The sequence below is a fragment of the Enterococcus sp. AN402 genome (assembly GCF_040719405.1).
GTDB lineage: Bacteria > Bacillota > Bacilli > Lactobacillales > Enterococcaceae > Enterococcus > Enterococcus faecalis.
Genome location: NZ_JBFDTM010000004.1, coordinates 1,665,916 through 1,683,636, shown reverse-complemented (window position 1 = coordinate 1,683,636; position 17,721 = coordinate 1,665,916). Strand labels below are relative to the sequence as shown.

18 protein-coding genes are annotated in these 17,721 nt (G+C 36.1%); 13 read left to right on the top strand and 5 right to left on the bottom strand.

Features of this window, described 5'->3' with window-relative positions:
- The first annotated feature begins 101 nt into the window (after positions 1-101).
- The 12 genes from eno (at position 102) to AB1I62_RS09520 (ending at position 12,401) form a co-directional block, all read left to right on the top strand.
- Positions 102-1,400, top strand: a complete 1,299-nt coding sequence (gene eno / locus AB1I62_RS09575) for a phosphopyruvate hydratase (RefSeq protein WP_002357098.1) — start codon at positions 102-104, stop codon at positions 1,398-1,400.
- A 353-nt stretch (positions 1,401-1,753) separates the two neighbouring features.
- Positions 1,754-2,578, top strand: coding sequence for a toll/interleukin-1 receptor domain-containing protein (locus AB1I62_RS09570; RefSeq protein WP_002360036.1), 825 nt, complete (start codon positions 1,754-1,756; stop codon positions 2,576-2,578).
- Positions 2,579-2,594: 16 nt separating this feature from the next.
- Positions 2,595-3,956, top strand: a complete 1,362-nt coding sequence (locus tag AB1I62_RS09565) for a deoxyguanosinetriphosphate triphosphohydrolase (RefSeq protein ID WP_002371997.1) — start codon at positions 2,595-2,597, stop codon at positions 3,954-3,956.
- Positions 3,957-4,167: 211 nt separating this feature from the next.
- Positions 4,168-4,383 carry a hypothetical protein gene (locus AB1I62_RS09560; protein ID WP_002357102.1) on the top strand — a complete coding sequence of 72 codons (216 nt, stop codon included), beginning with the start codon at positions 4,168-4,170 and terminating at the stop codon, positions 4,381-4,383.
- Positions 4,384-4,526: 143 nt separating this feature from the next.
- Positions 4,527-7,298 (top strand): sigma 54-interacting transcriptional regulator, encoded by a 2,772-nt coding sequence (locus AB1I62_RS09555; RefSeq protein ID WP_048736781.1) that lies wholly within the window; start codon positions 4,527-4,529, stop codon positions 7,296-7,298.
- A gap of 71 nt (positions 7,299-7,369) precedes the next feature.
- Positions 7,370-7,789 carry a PTS sugar transporter subunit IIA gene (locus tag AB1I62_RS09550; protein ID WP_002389037.1) on the top strand — a complete coding sequence of 140 codons (420 nt, stop codon included), beginning with the start codon at positions 7,370-7,372 and terminating at the stop codon, positions 7,787-7,789.
- Positions 7,790-7,800: 11 nt separating this feature from the next.
- On the top strand, positions 7,801-8,271 hold the full coding sequence (locus AB1I62_RS09545; protein WP_002395206.1) for a PTS sugar transporter subunit IIB: 471 nt from the start codon (positions 7,801-7,803) through the stop codon (positions 8,269-8,271).
- 15 nt (positions 8,272-8,286) lie between these two features.
- Positions 8,287-9,078 carry a PTS mannose/fructose/sorbose/N-acetylgalactosamine transporter subunit IIC gene (locus AB1I62_RS09540; RefSeq protein ID WP_002357107.1) on the top strand — a complete coding sequence of 264 codons (792 nt, stop codon included), beginning with the start codon at positions 8,287-8,289 and terminating at the stop codon, positions 9,076-9,078.
- The gene (locus AB1I62_RS09535) at positions 9,059-9,892 is read left to right on the top strand and encodes a PTS system mannose/fructose/sorbose family transporter subunit IID (RefSeq protein WP_002384383.1); all 834 of its coding nucleotides are present in this window, start codon (positions 9,059-9,061) and stop codon (positions 9,890-9,892) included. The genes AB1I62_RS09540 and AB1I62_RS09535 overlap by 20 nt, the downstream gene beginning before the upstream one ends.
- Before the next feature lie 10 nt (positions 9,893-9,902).
- Positions 9,903-10,979, top strand: coding sequence for an SIS domain-containing protein (locus AB1I62_RS09530; protein WP_048736788.1), 1,077 nt, complete (start codon positions 9,903-9,905; stop codon positions 10,977-10,979).
- Positions 10,973-11,977, top strand: a complete 1,005-nt coding sequence (locus AB1I62_RS09525) for an SIS domain-containing protein (RefSeq protein WP_002357110.1) — start codon at positions 10,973-10,975, stop codon at positions 11,975-11,977. Before AB1I62_RS09530 ends, AB1I62_RS09525 begins: the two co-directional genes overlap by 7 nt.
- Before the next feature lie 73 nt (positions 11,978-12,050).
- Positions 12,051-12,401 (top strand): DUF2200 domain-containing protein, encoded by a 351-nt coding sequence (locus tag AB1I62_RS09520; protein ID WP_002360043.1) that lies wholly within the window; start codon positions 12,051-12,053, stop codon positions 12,399-12,401.
- A 92-nt stretch (positions 12,402-12,493) separates the two neighbouring features.
- On the opposite strand, the gene AB1I62_RS09515 is transcribed toward AB1I62_RS09520, so the two are convergent.
- Together AB1I62_RS09515 and AB1I62_RS09510 are read right to left on the bottom strand one after the other, a co-directional pair.
- Positions 12,494-12,853 (bottom strand): DUF1801 domain-containing protein, encoded by a 360-nt coding sequence (locus AB1I62_RS09515; RefSeq protein ID WP_002364154.1) that lies wholly within the window; start codon positions 12,851-12,853, stop codon positions 12,494-12,496.
- Positions 12,854-13,003: 150 nt separating this feature from the next.
- On the bottom strand, positions 13,004-13,153 hold the full coding sequence (locus AB1I62_RS09510) for a hypothetical protein (protein ID WP_002357118.1): 150 nt from the start codon (positions 13,151-13,153) through the stop codon (positions 13,004-13,006).
- 208 nt (positions 13,154-13,361) lie between these two features.
- Here AB1I62_RS09510 and AB1I62_RS09505 point away from each other — a divergent pair, with 208 nt between their 5' ends.
- The gene (locus tag AB1I62_RS09505) at positions 13,362-15,197 is read left to right on the top strand and encodes an alkaline phosphatase family protein (RefSeq protein ID WP_048737319.1); all 1,836 of its coding nucleotides are present in this window, start codon (positions 13,362-13,364) and stop codon (positions 15,195-15,197) included.
- 36 nt (positions 15,198-15,233) lie between these two features.
- On the opposite strand, the gene AB1I62_RS09500 is transcribed toward AB1I62_RS09505, so the two are convergent.
- From AB1I62_RS09500 to AB1I62_RS09490, 3 genes are all read right to left on the bottom strand, one after another.
- Positions 15,234-16,415 (bottom strand): multidrug effflux MFS transporter, encoded by a 1,182-nt coding sequence (locus AB1I62_RS09500; RefSeq protein WP_002362039.1) that lies wholly within the window; start codon positions 16,413-16,415, stop codon positions 15,234-15,236.
- Between the two features lie 109 nt (positions 16,416-16,524).
- Positions 16,525-16,920, bottom strand: coding sequence for a DUF3224 domain-containing protein (locus AB1I62_RS09495; RefSeq protein WP_002362038.1), 396 nt, complete (start codon positions 16,918-16,920; stop codon positions 16,525-16,527).
- A gap of 71 nt (positions 16,921-16,991) precedes the next feature.
- Entirely contained in the window at positions 16,992-17,657 is a 666-nt protein-coding gene (locus tag AB1I62_RS09490; RefSeq protein ID WP_048737317.1) for a cyclic nucleotide-binding domain-containing protein, read from the bottom strand.
- Between the last annotated feature and the right edge of the window lie 64 nt (positions 17,658-17,721).

Here is a 17,721-nt window from a genome sequence, read left to right as displayed (position 1 = left end):
ACTTTTGCAAAAAAATGTTTGCATAGTTTGCGAGAATTAACTACAATCATACATGAGGGAATCCCCTTAGTATAAATACAAACTCAAAGGAGAGACAAAACATGTCAATTATTACTGATATTTACGCACGCGAAGTCTTAGACTCACGCGGTAACCCAACAATCGAAGTAGAAGTTTACACTGAAAGCGGAGCTTTCGGCCGTGGAATGGTTCCTTCAGGAGCTTCAACTGGTGAATACGAAGCAGTTGAATTACGTGATGGCGACAAAGCTCGTTACTTAGGTAAAGGTGTTACTAAAGCTGTAGATAACGTAAACAACATCATTGCTGAAGCAATCATCGGTTACGATGTACGCGATCAAATGGCTATCGATAAAGCAATGATCGATTTAGATGGAACTCCTAACAAAGGTAAATTAGGTGCTAACGCTATTCTTGGTGTGTCTATCGCCGTAGCTCGTGCTGCTGCTGATTACCTAGAAGTGCCTTTATATCACTACTTAGGCGGATTCAATACAAAAGTATTACCAACTCCAATGATGAACATCATCAACGGTGGATCACATGCTGACAACAGTATTGACTTCCAAGAATTCATGATCATGCCTGTAGGTGCGCCTACATTCAAAGAAGCTTTACGTATGGGTGCAGAAGTATTCCACGCATTAGCTTCAATCTTAAAAGGTCGCGGCTTAGCTACTTCAGTAGGTGACGAAGGTGGTTTCGCTCCTAACTTAGGTTCAAACGAAGAAGGTTTTGAAGTAATCATCGAAGCTATCGAAAAAGCTGGCTATGTTCCTGGTAAAGACGTTGTTCTTGCTATGGATGCTGCTTCTTCAGAATTCTACGACAAAGAAAAAGGCGTTTACGTTTTAGCTGACTCAGGCGAAGGCGAAAAAACAACTGAAGAAATGATCGCGTTCTACGAAGAATTAGTTTCTAAATACCCAATCATTTCAATCGAAGACGGCTTAGACGAAAACGACTGGGACGGATTCAAAAAATTAACTGAAGTATTAGGCGACAAAGTTCAATTAGTTGGTGACGATTTATTCGTAACAAACACAACTAAATTAGCTGAAGGTATCGAAAAAGGTATCGCTAACTCAATCCTAATCAAAGTTAACCAAATCGGTACTTTAACTGAAACATTTGAAGCAATCGAAATGGCTAAAGAAGCTGGCTACACTGCAGTTGTATCTCACCGTTCTGGTGAAACAGAAGATTCAACAATCTCTGATATCGCTGTTGCAACAAACGCTGGCCAAATCAAAACTGGTTCATTAAGCCGTACTGACCGTATTGCTAAATACAACCAATTATTACGTATTGAAGATCAATTAGGCGATGTAGCTGAATACAAAGGCTTAAAATCTTTCTACAACTTAAAAAACAAATAATTCATTTAATGAATAACGCTTAAAGGGACAATTGGTTAATGAACCAATTCTCCTTATACTCGGACGTAAAAACACGCCTTTCTGCAAAGAAAGGCGTGTTTTTTTATATTTATAAAAATATTGAAAAAAATAGATTAGAAATAACTTCAACCGTACATCGCTCTATAATCACTTGTTTAAAAATAACAAAACATTAACAAAACAACATTATATAAAAATTTAATAAAACAAAATAATTGTTATTTTATAATTTTAGTATTGACTGGTTTCAGATAACGCTGTACGCTTAAAGAAATAGTATAGAATTTCACAAAAAAATGAAAACACAAATTTAACTTGGAGGATGTTGAGTAGTGAGCAACGGGAAAAAGATTTTTATTAGTCATAGTTCAAAGGATCAAGAATATGTGGATGCGTTTATCCAATTGTTGAAAAAGTTTGGGTTTCGAACACAGGATATTTTTTATAGTTCCACTATTGAAACGGGTGTACAACCAGGAGAATTAATTTTTGACACGATTAAAAGGGAGCTAACCAATCAACCTGTCATGCTGTATTTTTTATCTGACCATTATTATCAGAGTATTCCATGTTTAAACGAAATGGGTGCTTCTTGGATGCTATCAGATAAACACTATCCAATTGCGTTAAATAATTTTTCTATGAAAGATATGAAAGGTGTTATTAGCAGCGAGCGTTTGGCGATTGCGTTTAATGACAAGACAAGTACTAATGAAATAAACTGCTTATTAAAAAAGTTATCTCATGACACAGATGTACAAGCTGAACCAGATTTTGAACTAAACGTTGAGAAAAATATTCAGCCATTCCAAAATAAACTGACACAACTAATTCGGCAAGCAAGTTATTTAAAACCTGATGAAAAGGGATATTTTGAAACGACTCTTAGCACTCATCGTCCTGTGTATGGCACAGCAAAAGGGGTGTATGACTGTTTTAAATTACCTAGCTTAATTGAGCCTAAAAGTTTAGGTTTAGACACGCTATCAGAGGATGAAAGCCATTGGCTATTCTTTTTTCTTACGTGGGGAACTTTTCAAGAAGGCGAAAAAGTGCGGTTTAAATTGAAAAAGGATAAGGCGTATAACAATCGGGAATTCAGTGATATTGGTAAATGTAAAAATATTTACGTCTCTTATTTAGAGAAGGTAGAGTAATTGGAGGAGGTAATAAATGAAAATGAATTGGCGTCAGTTGGTTGGTACATATCGTATTTCTGATAATGGTAAACAATATCAAAATGACTGGTTAAATAAGCAAGTTGATTTAGCCACAGAACTTCGTAAATCTTTTGATAGTGACTATCGTAGAGTAATTAAAAGTGATGCATTTAGACGTTTACAAGACAAAACACAAGTTTTTCCTTTAGAACGTAATGATTTTGTAAGAACGCGTTTAACGCATAGCTTAGAAGTGGCAATGCATAGCAGGGATATACTTAGATTAGTTATTTCACAGTTGAACGAACGAAACATTGAGGTTATGGAATTATCAGAATGCTATCGGTTGTTAGAAACAGCTGCATTAATCCATGATATTGGCAATCCCCCTTTTGGACATTTTGGGGAAGAAGCCATTCGTATTTGGTTTGAAAAAAATGGTCCTTTGTATGCTTGTTGGTCTGATTTTTCGGAGCAACAACAAAATGATTTTCTTAACTTTGAAGGCAACGCTCAAACCATCCGACTTTTAACAAAACTGCATCATGATAATGGGACTTCTAAAGCAGGAATGAAACTAACAGCCACGACATTAGATACAGTTATCAAATATACGGCATCTTCAGATCAATTAAATAAGCAACAGCTTTTGTCTAAAAAAGTTGGCTATTTTTACTCGGAAAAACAAGTGTTTAACGCCATTAAATTTGCGACAGGAACACAAAATAAGCGACACCCATTAGTCTTTTTGTTAGAAGCTTCAGATGATATCGCCTATACTTTTTCAGATATCGAAGATGCCTATAATTATGGTTTATACAGCTATCAAGATTTAAAGCAGTTTGTTGATGGGCAAACAGGAACAAAAAAATTTTTAATGTTAGAAAAAGATAAAACAGAAGAAGCTACCTTACAAGAATTTTTGAGAAAGACACAAAGAGCTGTTTGTCAAAGCGTAGCGAAAAATTTTGCTAATCATTATGACTTAATTATGAGAGGTATCTATCATAATGAAATTATCATTGAAGATTGTGATGAAGTGAAATGCTTTCAGGCATTAAAAAACTTTTCTAGAGCCTATGTTTTTCAAACAAAAACAATTTTGGATCAAGAGGTATTGGGCTTCAATATCATCAATCGTTTACTAGATGAATTTGTTCCAGTCGTACTAAAATACGAAAAAGTTTCCATGAATAAGTATGAGGAGCGAATCTTTAATAATATTTCGGAAAGCGCGAAAGCGTTGTATAGAAGAGAAGCAAAGAACGCTACAGAAGCAGAAAAAGACTATTATCGTTTGAAAATGGCGGTGGACTTTGTATGTAATATGACGGATGGATATGCCAAAAAAGTTTATGATACATTATTCACTTAAAATTTGAGAAAAAGCTTCTCAGCGGTTGCCGCCGCTGAAGAAAACTAGTTCATTGCACAAGCTGATCGTTTCAGTAAAAATTTTAAAGATGCTAGTAATTTCACTGAAAATCGGGTACACTAAAATTAGCTAGTGTAACTAGCAAAAAAGGCAACTGGAATAGATAGGTTGTGCTGTCTATGAAGGGCTTTGTTTGTCAGGTGGTGCTGACATGCAAAGTGCCTTTTTTCTTTTTCTCAACATTTTAAGGACAAAAAACGATTGCAACATGTCACAATCGCTAACCTCGGAGAAAAAGGAATTTTTCTCCAATGGCCATTTCGATAACCTGTTGTGTGTTTCGAAACATTCAGAACGGTGGTGCGTTCTTTCAGTGCCTAATTATCCAATTCGTTTCTTGTTCCTCTATTTACAGTATACTGAATGAAAGCCTATTCTGCAATGATAGAATCAGGTTCCTGTGATTAAATAACATAAAAAATGGGCTCCTTATATAAAGAAAAATAACAAAAGAAATTTTGAATATTGACGTTTTTTTTAGGTACGTTATGATAAATGAGAGGTGATTTTATGTTAAAAATGCAAATTGTTGATTATTTACGCAATCAAACAGCTTTTTTTGAACCATCTTTAGTCAGTGAAATTTTCACAGCAAGCAATATTGCAACGACATTTTCTATCAAACGAAATACAGCTAGTCACTATTTAAATCAGTTAAACGAAGAAGGAATTCTAGTTAAGATCAATACACGACCAGTTTACTTTTTTCATAAAGAAGCGTTTCAGCAACAAAACTATCTTTTAAAAAGAACTGTTTATCAAAGTTTCCAAGAAATGATCGATGAACAGCCTGTTTTTGATCGCAAAAGTGATTTTTTTCAGTCGGTCATTGGTTATCGCGGTAGTTTAGCCCAGACCATCGAACAATTAAAAATGGCAGCGCTTTATCCTGGCGGTGGATTGCCTGTCTTAATTACAGGTGAAAGTGGTACGGGTAAAAGTTTTTTAGCATCCTTATATTATCAGTTTTGTCTTTCAAAAGAACTACTTGACGATTCAGCACCTTTTGTAACAGTTAATTGTGCGCAATATGCCAACAATCCAGAGCTTTTAACTAGTCAATTATTTGGGCATCTTAAAGGCGCTTTTACGGGAGCAGATTCCGATAAAATTGGGGCCTTTCAAAGTGCAGAAGGGGGCGTTTTATTTTTAGATGAAGTTCATCGTTTGAGTCCTGAAGGGCAGGAAAAATTGTTTACATTTTTAGATCAGGGCATTATTTATCGAATGGGTGAAACCAATCGGCCCATTCCTGTTACGTGTCGGTTGTGCTTTGCCACAACTGAAGAAATTTCTAGCACCTTTTTAACGACATTTTTAAGACGAATTCCTATTCAAATTAAAATCCCAAGTCTTGCTGAACGCACTCAAGCGGAAAGAAAACAATTAATTATGCGAGCATTTTATGAGGAACAGCAAGCTATTCAAAAAGCAGTTACTATCACGCCACAAGTTATCCAACTTTTAGAAAACCACCATTATGTAGGCAATGTAGGTGAATTAAGAAATAATATAAAAATTATTACTGCACGCAGCTTTGCCGCCAATCTTGATAAACGTGTTATTCCAATCACTTTACACGATCTACCGAAAGAATTTCTGGATCAATCAATCAAACTAGCTCCTGATGAAAATGAATTGCCTATTCGTTTAGATGAGCAAACAAATCTGGTTAGTTTGTTAGAGGAAACAGAGCTTGCGCAAAGAAGAATTATCCAGAGTTATGAACGAATCCTTCGTCTTTATGTCTCTCACCATCATCATCTTTCCACTGCTAATAACGACATCTCGAAAGAAATTGAACGCTTATTCGATGATTTATTATTTGAAAAGAAGCGAGAGAAAAATCACGAAATGCTATTGTTTATTACGCAAAATATCCGTCAATTATTGGAAACGATTGAATCGTCTTATCAAATTCGGTTTAATGGCAGTTTAGTCTATGCATTAAGCACCTATCTGTTTCAACGAAGATGTATTGATTGGTTTCCAGAAAAAGAACCTACAACAGTCATTGACGAACTTTTAACAGAAGTTCAAACCAAATTAGCAACTAGTTATGGCTACGCTGAACAACTGTTAACTTTAGTGAAACGTTCATTAGATATTGAGCTATCCCAGATGGATCGAATTATTGTCACCATTTATCTTCACTCTTCGGGTTCAGTAAAGGAAAGTCACTATCCGAAAGCGGTGATTGTTGCCCACGGATATGCCACAGCAAGTAGTATTGCGAATGTTGCAAATCGGCTGTTAAATGTGCCAATTTTTCAATCGTTTGACATGCCGTTAGATGTTACTCCCAAAAAAATTTCCGAACACTTAATTCACTATATGGAACGTCAAGAAACGAGGAATGGTTTAGTAATTCTTTTTGATATGGGTTCATTGAAAGAAATTTATCAGTATTTTCCGGCAGAAGAAGAAGGTCCTTTTTTATTAATGAATAATGTGACAACAAGCTTGGCTCTATCTATAGGAGAAGCCATTAAAGACGAAGTTTCTTTTGAAGAATTGCCCCAAAAAGCGTTAAAGGTTCATCCAAATGAATGGGAAATCATATTACCTGAAAATAAAACGGAACGTGTCATTTTAACAACGTGTAGTACCGGAATTGGCACAGCCGTTAAAATTAGAGATTTACTTGAAAAAAGTTTACCTGCGGAAGCACAATTAAAGATTATTCCTTGTGAATATAATCAATTACGTAATGCAGAGTCGATCAAAGAAAGTTTTCCAGAATATGAGATTGTCGGCATCATCGGTACAAACAACCCGTCTTCAAATGACCTCCCGTACATCTCTTTAGAAGAGTTGATTGCAGGAAAAGGAATTACGACCCTTTTAGAATGGACAAAGAGAGAATTAACTAAAGATATGCTGTCCTATGTAAATCATGAGTTGATTCGTAACTTTTCATTAGATCGGGTCATTCAATCAGTGACGATTTTAGATACAGAAAAAATTATTCGACAAGTAGAAGTCTTTTTAATTCAATTAGAAGAGCGGTGGCAACAAACGATTCAAAATGATCGTAAATTGGCGGTATATGTCCATGTCAGTTGTTTAATTGAACGATTGATCCGGAATGAACCTATTGAAAATTATAATGGCGCCGAACAATTAAAGCAGTGTCAAAGAACGGTCTTGCAAGAGTTAAAAGAGGCGTTTAGTGTCATTGAAAAAGTTTATAGTGTCAATATACCTGAATCGGAGCTTTTTTATGTCTATGATGTGTTGTTTGGAAAAACGGAGTTTAACAACGCAGAAAGCGATTTTTAAAATAAAAAGGAGGGAGTGCCACTTTTTTGGCACTCTTTTTGCTATATAAAGAAGTAAGTGAGGTGAAGAAAATGGAACGTAAAATTATTCTGGCAACACATGGTAATTTCGCTGCAGGGATTCAGACATCATTAGCTTTAATTTGTGGTGAAACAAAGAATGTGGAATGTCTTTGCGCTTATATGGAACAACCTTATGATTTAGCCAAGACGGTCAAAGACATTTTAAAGAACAATCAACAAAATGAATTAATTGTGATTACGGACCTATTTGGCGGAAGCGTGAATAACGAATTTTTTAATTATGTGGGGAAACAAGCAATGCATTTAATTTCAGGATTAAATTTAGCAACGTTAATTGAAATATATACCCAAATAAATACTGTTGATTCATTAGTTGATTTAGTAAAACGTGCCGTTGAAAACGGACAAGAAAGTCTTTGTTATTGTAATGAGTTATCTAGTAAAGAAATTTTAGAAGAAGAATTTTAGGAGGAAATGAAATGATTAAATTGTTAAGAGTCGATCATCGCTTGTTACATGGTCAAGTGGCTTTTTCATGGACCCAAGGCTTAGGCGCCGATTGTATTTTAATCGCAAATGATGACGTACCTAAAAATGATATTCGAAAAACAACCATTAAGCTAGCTAAACCAGCAGGAGTAAAACTGGTCATTAAAACGATTGAAGATGCGATTGCCGCACTAAAAAGTGGTGTTACAGAAAAATACAAACTTTTTATTGTAGTTGAGAGTGTGGAGGATGCTTATCGATTGGCTACTGCTTGTCCAGAAATAAAAGAAATTAACTTAGGAGGGATGAAAGTAAGGGAAAATACTCGAAACATTTCTAAAGCAATTAATATCACACCGGATGAAGAAAAAATGGTTAAAGAATTGGTCGCAAATGGTTGTGAAGTTGAAATTCGACAAGTCCCAAATGACAAAAAAGTAGCAGCATTAAATGTCTTGTAGAAAGGAGAAATACAAATGATAGGACAAGCGATTCTTTTAGGTTGCATCGCTTTTATTGCGCAGTCGGAATATGCTTTAGGTACCTCGTTGCTTTCAAGACCAATTGTAACCGGTTTATTTGTCGGAATTGTATTAGGTGATGTCAAAACGGGCGTAATCATGGGCGCAACCTTAGAGTTAGCTTTCATCGGTTCTTTTTCAGTGGGCGCCTCAATCCCACCTGATGTAGTGACTGGTGGGATTCTTGGTACAGCGTTTGCTATTACTGCTGGCGCAGGAACAGAAACAGCCTTAGTTTTAGGCTTGCCAATCGCAACGTTAACGTTGATTCTTAAAAATATTTATTTGGGTTTGCTCATCCCAATCATGAGTCAAAAAGCTGATCAGTATGCTGAAGAAGGAGCATATAAAGGGGTGGAGCGCATGCATTTACTTGCAGGCTTTGGCTTATCGTTCATGCTAGCGCTCATTGTAACTATTTCATTTGCCGTGGGCAGCAACACCATTAAAGGCTTACTTGATCTGATCCCTGAATTTATTCAACATGGGTTGTCTGTTGCAACGGGGATTATTCCAGCGCTAGGATTTGCGATGCTTGCACGCTTACTGATTAACAAACAAGTGGCGCCATATTTCTTTTTAGGCTTTGTCTTAATGGCTTACTTTAAGTTACCTGTAACAGGAGTAGCAATTTTGGGTGCCATTACAGCGGTAATTGTTGTGAATATCATGAATTATGCCAAAGGAAAGAATGAAACAATACAAACAACGAGTGGGGAGGTAATTGATGATGACGAAGACTTCTAAAACTAAGACAGAAAACTTAATTACAAAAAAAGAACTTAATCAAGTCTTTTGGCGTTCATTTCAAATGGAATTTTCATGGAATTATGAACGTCAGATGAATATGGCTTATGTCTATGCCATGATCCCTATTTTAAAGAAATTATATCCTCAAAAAGAAGAGATGGCGGCAGCTTTAAAACGGCATCTTGCTTTCTTTAATACTACGCCGCATATCGTGACGTTTATTTTAGGAATTAATGCTGCAATGGAAGAAGAAAATGTTCTGGACGAAAATTTTGAAGTTGGAACAATCGATAGTATTAAAACCTCGTTAATGGGACCTTTAGCTGGTTTAGGTGATTCCTTTTTCTGGGGAACCTTACGCTTGATTGCAACAGGTGTTGGAACTTCGTTAGCTTTACAAGGGAATGTGTTAGGGCCAATTCTATTTTTACTCATTTTTAACGTCCCCCATGTGATTGTTCGTTATTTACTGAATCGTTGGGGCTATAAATTAGGAACTGGTTTTCTCAAAAAGATTCAAGCAAATGGCATGATGGAAAGTCTCACATTAGGCGCTTCAATAATTGGCTTGATGGTGGTAGGTGCTATGACCGCCTCCATGATTGATTTAACTATCCCGATTACAATCAGCGGAAGTGGCAAAAATGCAGTCACAGTTCAAAGTATCTTTGACGATATCATGCCTAAATTATTACCGCTTGCATCTTTTGGTTTTGTTTTTTATTTATTGAAAAAAGAAGTAAAACCTTTAGCGATTTTAGGTGGCATGGCAATTGTCGGAATTCTTGGCTCATTAATTGGTCTATTTTAGGAGGCAAAATATGAAAACGATGCTGGATTATATAAATGAGGAGCAAGCAGCCCTAACTCAGATTCTTAACCAATTTCAATTAACTGATACAGACGTTTCAAAGGTCACGCACTGTCTAGTTTTAGCAACTGGCTCGTCACATAACGCTTGTCAGGCGGCTAAAGTTTACCTTGAAGAAGTGGCGCCTATTTATGTGGAAATCCAAGAGCCGTTCAATTTTGTTCATTATGGCAAAGTGGATGATCGGTTTGATCTGGTCGTAGCGGTTTCGCAAAGTGGTAAAAGTGCTTCGACAATTGATGCCATTGCAAAAATTAAAAACCAAACGTCTGTAAAAACAATGGCCTTGACAAGTGATGTCACCAGCCCGATTACGGAGGTTGTGGATGAAGTCCTGGATTTAAAAATGGGGCTTGAAACAGTTGGTTTTGTTACAAAAGGCTATACGGCAACACTTTTAAATTTATTTCTATTTGGTTTGAAACTGGGCTATCAAAAGCATCAATTAACAAAAGTAGAGGTTGGAGAAGAATTAGCAAAACTTGCCAAAGCAATTCAGGAAATCGATTCGGTGATTTATAAAACCGAACAATTTTGGCAAAAAACGAAAAAAGAATTAATAGAGGGGACACGATTTATCGCAATTGGTTATGGGCCCAATATTGGTACGGCAAAAGAGTTTGAGACGAAGTTTACAGAAACAGTTCGCTTACCTTCCCAAGGATTTGAAGTCGAAGCCTATATGCATGGGCCTTATCTTGAAGCGGATACTACACATCTTTTGTTTTTTATTGAAAATCAAAGTCCTATTCAAGCACGTAGCCAAGCCTTGAAAAACTATCTAGCCAATTATGTTGGTCAATGTTACACAATTACAACGCGTTCAACGAGAGCATCAAATACGTTAGAGTTAGCAAGTGATGTCGAAGAAAAAATTAGTCCTTTATTATTAGTTATTCCATTTCAATATTTGGCGTATCAAGTAGCTACAAGTAAAGGAATTGATTTATCTCAACGGATTTTTGATGATTTTGATTGTGTCCTAAAAAGTAAAATAGCAAAGAAAGAGGGAAATCAGCCATGTTAAAATTTAATGAAGAACAACAAATCAAAGACATACGAGGTGCCTTAGCCTTGCGTTCAGATGTTGAAAAAGTTGTTGATCAAGTTTGGACGAAAGGATTTGATGCGGTTTATTATTTAGGAATCGGCGGTACTTATGCTTCAGCCATGCAAGCAGTTACTTATGCGAATGGAAAAAGTAATTTACCAATCTATGTTCAACATGCTGCTGAGTATTACACAACAGGCAATAAACGTTTAACAGAAAAATCATTCGTCATCTTGTCTTCCGTTACTGGGACAACACAAGAAGTGGTGCAAGCCGTTCAAGAAATCAAAAAGGTCGGCGCAACGTTATTTGGTTTTATCGATGCAAAAGACAGTCTTTTAGCAGATTTATGTGATTATGTGGTGACTTATCCAGCTCCAGGAACTGAGCAAATCAAGTTCTTTATGGTAGCTGATCGTTTAATGCAAAAAAACAACGAATTTACAGATTACGAAAATTATTACCAAGAATTGGAAGAATATTTGCCTACAGGTTTAGCTGAAGCCGAAAAAAGTGCCGATGCGTTTGGCTTAGCTTTTGCGGAAAAACATCGTCATGATAGCATTCACTATTTTATTGGCGCAGGGAACCAATGGGGAGCGGTCTATTCTTATGCAATGTGCTATTGGGAAGAGCAAAGTTGGCTTCGCTCAAAATCAATTCATGCAGCAGAGTTCTTACATGGAACGCTAGAAATTGTAGATGAAACTACGCCAGTAACGTTGTTTATTGGAGAAGACGAGCAGCGACCGTTGGCAGAACGAGTAGCAAAATTATTGCCGAAAATCTGTGCCAATTATACAATTATTGATTCGAAAGCGTATGAACTTCCAGGAATTAGTGAAAAATATCGTGGCCGAGTTATTTCATTTCTCCTAATGCATGCGGTAACGCAACGCATTGATGCGCATGTAGAAAAATTGAATTGTCACCCATTAGAGATTCGTCGTTATTATCGTCAATTTGATTACTAAGACAAAATAGCCTCTTTTTCCAGCAAGCCTGTGGTAGACTGAAGAGAGAATACTTCAGAAAGTAGGAAAACCAATGACAAAACCGAAAATCTATACAATGACCTTTGCCAGTGTTTACCCGCTATACATCCAAAAAGCAGAACGTAAAAATCGAACGCAAGCGGAGGTTGACGAAATTATTTACTGGTTAACTGGTTATGATGAAAAAGGCTTGCAACAACAATTGGCTCAAAAAGTAACGATGGAAACATTTTTTGAAGAAGCACCCAATTTCAATGAAAACGCCCAATTGATCAAAGGCGTAATTTGTGGCTATCGCGTGGAAGAAATTGAAGATCCTTTAATGCAAAAAATCCGTTACCTAGATAAGTTAATCGACGAGTTGGCCAAGGGAAAAGCGATGGAAAAAATTTTAAGAACATGAAGAGGTCGGGACAGAAGTGTTTAACTCCGAGAAATAAGAAGGAGTTGCTTCTGTTCCCGCCGTTTATTAGTTTTTGAGCGTGGGACAAAAATTCAAAGTGATTTTTGTCCCACGCTCTTCATGTTTTCTTGTACACGGAATTTAACTATTTCCTGTATTAATGAAAGAGGTAACTCTTGCGTGTAGGGAAATTGAATGGCACCTTTCGAGGTTTTAAAAGGGCGTAATTCTTTGCTGAAACGTTGGATGGCTGATGGCGTAGGATAGAAACCTAAATGTTGCTTGGCCGCCGCAAAATGCACTAAATTGCCATTTAAGTAAAAGGTCGGCATTCCATAAGCGATTTTTTCAGTAGTCTCCTGAGGAACAACCGCTAAAATTGCTTGGTAGATTTCTGTTAACTGTGTTTGATGTTGGGGTTGCTGGCGAATATAGTTTGCAATGATGGTCATCTAAAAACACCTCCGTTTGTTTCAGTATACTATGTAAAAAATAAAAGGCGAAGAGGATACAAAAAAACCGTCTAGTATTTTTTCTTTACTAAACGGCTTTTAGCTTAAATAACTACCTAAAGGGTCTTGCATGGAAATGTTTGTCACTCCTTAGTTTAATTGTTTTAAGTGTGCAATTGCTTCTTCAATTGTGTGACCAGTTGCTGTTTTACTTTCATTTTTTGCATCAAAAACAATGAAAATATTTTTGTCTGTGTCTAATTGAATACGGTATTGAATGTTTTTTACTTTGTAAGTCATAGTTATTCTCCTTTCATAAAGTACTCTAAAAAGGCGACGATAACTGATAACGAAATTCCATTGTTACTATACCACTGGAAAATTATTTTTGCAACAAATAACATTTTTTCTTTACCATTCCTTAGACTTCTTTGCTAGCTACTTCTTTACATTCTTTTTCAAGAAGCATAAAATAAATACATTACTAGTTTTTGAATAGGAGATCGATGTGAAAAAGAGAGTTGAGAAATTTAGACGATGGCCCTACCGCTACCTTTTGTATGGAATCGGGTTCATCTTATTAATTATTTTTAGTAATTTATATTTGCAATGGTGTCAGAATAACTTGTCTGTTGATTTAGCCTTCAAGTTTGCTTTTTCGTGGCATACGGAAAAGTTTTTCTTAGGTTGTTTTGTGCTAAGCGTTTTTTTACTTTTTTTATGTAGTTTGGCAGGTTCATTAGGAGTTGGCTCTCTTTTATATAGTGTCATAATAGGTGTTTTAGGATTTGCGGACTATCAAAAGATGTTTTATCGTGTCGAACCTATTTACCCAGACGACTTAAAAATGATCACAGAAGTTAGTTTATTAAAAGAAATGGTTGGTTTATGGCCGTTTATTTTTGTGGTAGCGTTAGGTTGTGTAGCACTTTTTTTCTTAGGAAAAGCCTTTTATAAAAGTTTCTTTTTATCGAAGAAAAAACAAACTATTCGTGTGTTAAGTCTTGTTCTTTCGATTGGTCTATTTTCATATATTGGTGATTTTAACAATCCGCAAAATTTGTTACGTAAAGCCTATAATAAAACCGCGTTATGGATTCCTTACAGCCAAAAAATGAATTACTACAATACAGGATTTATTGGTGGTTTTCTATATAATTTAAAAGTAGAGGCTATGGACCAACCAAAGGGTTATTCAAAAGAAGCTATTTCAGAAATTACTCAGAAATATCAAAAGTTGGCCGAGGCAAAAACAGTGCCGAGCAATGAGCAACCAAATATTGTGTTTGTCATGAGTGAAAGTTTTTCAAATCCAGATCATCTGAAAGGTTTGTCCATTATTGGCAATCCTTTAGCTGATTATCAGCAAATCGCTGATAAAACTTACAGTGGCCAGATGCTTTCACAAAACTACGGGGGCGGAACTGCGAATATTGAATTTGAAGCCTTAACAAGTTTTTCGATGGAATTAATGAATGCCCAAATGACTACACCTTATACAATGATGATTCCTAAGATGACGGAATTGCCTTCCATTGTTTCATTACTTAAGGAACAAAAGTACCAAACAACGGCTATTCATCCGTACAATACATCTATGTATAAACGAAAAGGTGTGTATAAAATTTTAGGTTTTGATCAATTTATCAATGAAAAAACAATGAACTATACGGATAAACTAGAAAATAATCCTTACATTTCAGATCAAGCAGCGTATCAGGAAGTGACGACACTGCTTAAAGAAAAAGAGCAACCGCAATTCATTCATTTAGTTACTATGCAAACACATATGCCCTATGAAAATAAATACACAACGTCCAATTATTTTTCTCAAGGAAACGGCAATCAAGTCGCGCTCAATAATTACTTGCAAGATATTGCCTACAGTAGCGAAGCTTTGAAAAATTTCCTACAAGAAATCGAAAAAATGCCCAAACGCACATTAGTCGTTTTTTGGGGAGATCACTTACCAAGTATTTATGATGAAAACATTCAAGCGTTGAATGAAGGGGCAGCCCTTCACCAGACAGAATTTCTAATGTATGATACGGCGAACCAGTTAACAGAAAAAAATCAGCATCAAGCAATCATTAGTCCATTTTATTTTGCTCCCTCACTTTTCCAACAAAGTGGCTTACCGCAATCGGGATTTTACGCTATGCTAAATGAGGTACAAGAACAATTGCCTGCTTTTGAAAAGGGGAATTACTATCTCGGTGGGGAATGGAAAAAAACAGTAGAAATGAATAAAAAGCAAGAACAACTATATGAGGAATACCGACTGATTCAATATGACATTGTTTCAGGGAAGCAATATAGTTTAGAAAATCAATTTTTTAGCTAAAAAAAACACACGAAATATTCGTGTGTTTTTTGATTTTTATTTTAAAGTTTTACGATAAACAATGACATAATAGCTGAAAGCTAACAGGCAGGCAAAACTTAAAAAGTAAAGCGGTAAGACCCAAATGGTGCCATTGTGAAAGTAACTAATCAAATAGGTAAAGAAACTAACAAACAAGTAATAGACAAAACTAAAAATCCCACTGGCAGTACCAATTACAGATTCATAGCCTTTTAAGGCCATACTTAAGGCATTGGGCAAAGTAATATTAATCCCTAAGAAAAAGAGAAAAATAAACAAAATAAGACCAATGATTGATTCAAATTGTGTCATTATTAATAAACAGCAAGCCGCAAAGATACTTAGCAGCAAACCAGCAAAGGCAATTTTTTCCGCTGACCAATATCCTAGCAACCAATTGATAAGAACCGCAGCAAGAATACTAGACACAGCTAAAACTAAACCAAGAAAGCCATATTGGACACTGCTAAAGCCAAAGTGATTGATGAAAATAAACGGAGCTTCTGCATAGTAGCTAAACAATAAACCATTAATGCCCCCAATCAATAAGCCGTAGCACCAAACTTTCGAGTCGAAGGAAAGGCGTTTCGCCACGGACCAAAAAGGCGCTTTCGTTAAGGTATTTCCTAAGTGAAAGGTTTCTGGTAAACGATAAAAACTATAGAAAAGTAATAGAACAGCCATGACAATTAAGGTGCTAAAGACATGCTGATAGCCAAAATAGGTTTGAACAAGTCCGCCGACTAAGGGTCCGATGGCAGGAGATAGCGATAGGGCAGCGCTTGTTTGAGCAAAAATTTTCCCTCTTTGAAGATCGTTAAAGCTTTCCCGCATCATTGATTGGGTAATGACAGAACCAACGCTTGCACCAAATGCTTGAATTAAACGGAAGAATAACAGCCAAGGAAATGTCGGACTCAAAAAAAGGCCAATATTTCCAATTAAATAGCATAAAATTCCTAATAACATAGCTGGGCGACGTCCAATCGTATCGGATAGAATTCCCCAGAATAAAACGCCAACGGCAAAGGCAACAAAATAAATACTCATGGTTAATTGTGCCACGCTATCGTGAATGTTAAAAGCAGAACTAAGCGCTGGCAAAATAGGTGTGAAAATCGACTCGCTGATTTGTGGAAATCCCACAAGCAAAATAATAATTAGTAATGATGGGACGGTGTTTCGGGTGTTTTTCATGATTTTTCTCCTTAAAAGTTTAATCTAATCAAAAACACCCATTGTCTTTTACAACCGCCAAATTTAAAATAAGTAAAATAATGTCACCAACTTTCCTTAAAATTTTTTATTATACAAAGTCTAAATGAAGAAGCGCTTCTTCTTGACTAAATTCATAAGTGTAGCGACCAGATAAACCGGCAAGCTCACCTGATGCTTGAAATAGTTCACCAGGACAGTCTAAAAGACCTTGTGTAAACGTCCCTTTTTCGCAAGCAGTAAAGGTGCCTTTTTTTCCTAAATAAGTTCCTTCGAAATGTAGGAAACCGACCACTTGAGCCACAGCTTCAAGCCCATCAGCCATTGAAGAGCCTTGATAAGTCATTAAGTATTCCACAGAAGCTGTCCCAGATAAGGCGCCTGACAATTGATAAGTAGCGCTCGCTTGATTCACTGGGAAATTTTCATTAAGATTGTCAATCGGTTGTTCTTGCCAACTAGATACAGTAAATGATGCTTGCTCCATTGCTGTCCCTTCTTTCTTATTAATAAGAATAGGGTAGCTGGAAGCGCACTATTTGTCAACAATCCACCACTTTAACTCTTCTTTTTTTGTACAAAAGAATGTAACGCTAAGCGGTTGATGTGATAAGCAGTTCCTTGTTTTTGAATAAAGCCGCGCTCTCGAAATTGTTTGAAAGTATAAATAAGATGGCGATAACTAACCCCTAAGTATTCGGCAATCTCAGTATGTTTTTCTTTATAAACATCTTCGTGATTAGCGGCAACCAATAGCAATTCCGCTAACCGATAACTTAGTTCATAGGTCTGATTCGTTGTAAAGTGGTCCACTCGTTGGAGCATTTTTTTCCCTAGATAATGGCTGAGTTGCTGCATAAAAAGTACCTTGTTTTTTAAAACAGTTTCTGCATAAGCTAAAGGAATAGCCAAACAACAGGTTTCACCTAAGGCGATAACGTCCTTGGTTATCGTTTCCGCTTGAACTAATGTTAAATCGCCAATTAAATCACCTGTCGTTAAAAACTGAACAATGGATTGGCGGCCATTGCGTTCTGTTTTTAAAATTTTCGCTTTTCCTTTGATTAAATAAAAAAGATAATTTAATGGCTCTGCTTGGTGATGAATGAATTCTTGATTTTCAAAATCGATAATAAAACTGTGTTTTAAATCAATTTCATTAAAAAAAGGCGTATTTTTAGCTAATTCTTGTTTCGGTGATTGTTGGTAGGCTGTTTTAAGCATTTTTTCTCCTTATAATAGGAGATATCTCCTATTTGTTTCTTCTATTGTAGCACATAATAGACGT

Excerpts from the sequence above, each read along its gene's own strand:
- eno (WP_002357098.1), top strand. The coding sequence starts at position 102 with ATGTCAATTATTACTGATATTTACGCACGCGAAGTCTTAGACTCACGC.
- AB1I62_RS09565 (WP_002371997.1), top strand. The coding sequence starts at position 2,595 with ATGAAAATGAATTGGCGTCAGTTGGTTGGTACATATCGTATTTCTGAT.
- AB1I62_RS09560 (WP_002357102.1), top strand. The coding sequence starts at position 4,168 with ATGCAAAGTGCCTTTTTTCTTTTTCTCAACATTTTAAGGACAAAAAAC.
- AB1I62_RS09555 (WP_048736781.1), top strand. The coding sequence starts at position 4,527 with ATGTTAAAAATGCAAATTGTTGATTATTTACGCAATCAAACAGCTTTT.
- AB1I62_RS09550 (WP_002389037.1), top strand. The coding sequence starts at position 7,370 with ATGGAACGTAAAATTATTCTGGCAACACATGGTAATTTCGCTGCAGGG.
- AB1I62_RS09545 (WP_002395206.1), top strand. The coding sequence starts at position 7,801 with ATGATTAAATTGTTAAGAGTCGATCATCGCTTGTTACATGGTCAAGTG.
- AB1I62_RS09540 (WP_002357107.1), top strand. The coding sequence starts at position 8,287 with ATGATAGGACAAGCGATTCTTTTAGGTTGCATCGCTTTTATTGCGCAG.
- AB1I62_RS09535 (WP_002384383.1), top strand. The coding sequence starts at position 9,059 with ATGATGACGAAGACTTCTAAAACTAAGACAGAAAACTTAATTACAAAA.
- AB1I62_RS09530 (WP_048736788.1), top strand. The coding sequence starts at position 9,903 with ATGAAAACGATGCTGGATTATATAAATGAGGAGCAAGCAGCCCTAACT.
- AB1I62_RS09525 (WP_002357110.1), top strand. The coding sequence starts at position 10,973 with ATGTTAAAATTTAATGAAGAACAACAAATCAAAGACATACGAGGTGCC.
- AB1I62_RS09520 (WP_002360043.1), top strand. The coding sequence starts at position 12,051 with ATGACAAAACCGAAAATCTATACAATGACCTTTGCCAGTGTTTACCCG.
- AB1I62_RS09515 (WP_002364154.1), bottom strand. The coding sequence starts at position 12,853 with ATGACCATCATTGCAAACTATATTCGCCAGCAACCCCAACATCAAACA.
- AB1I62_RS09510 (WP_002357118.1), bottom strand. The coding sequence starts at position 13,153 with ATGACTTACAAAGTAAAAAACATTCAATACCGTATTCAATTAGACACA.
- AB1I62_RS09500 (WP_002362039.1), bottom strand. The coding sequence starts at position 16,415 with ATGAAAAACACCCGAAACACCGTCCCATCATTACTAATTATTATTTTG.
- AB1I62_RS09495 (WP_002362038.1), bottom strand. The coding sequence starts at position 16,920 with ATGGAGCAAGCATCATTTACTGTATCTAGTTGGCAAGAACAACCGATT.
- AB1I62_RS09490 (WP_048737317.1), bottom strand. The coding sequence starts at position 17,657 with ATGCTTAAAACAGCCTACCAACAATCACCGAAACAAGAATTAGCTAAA.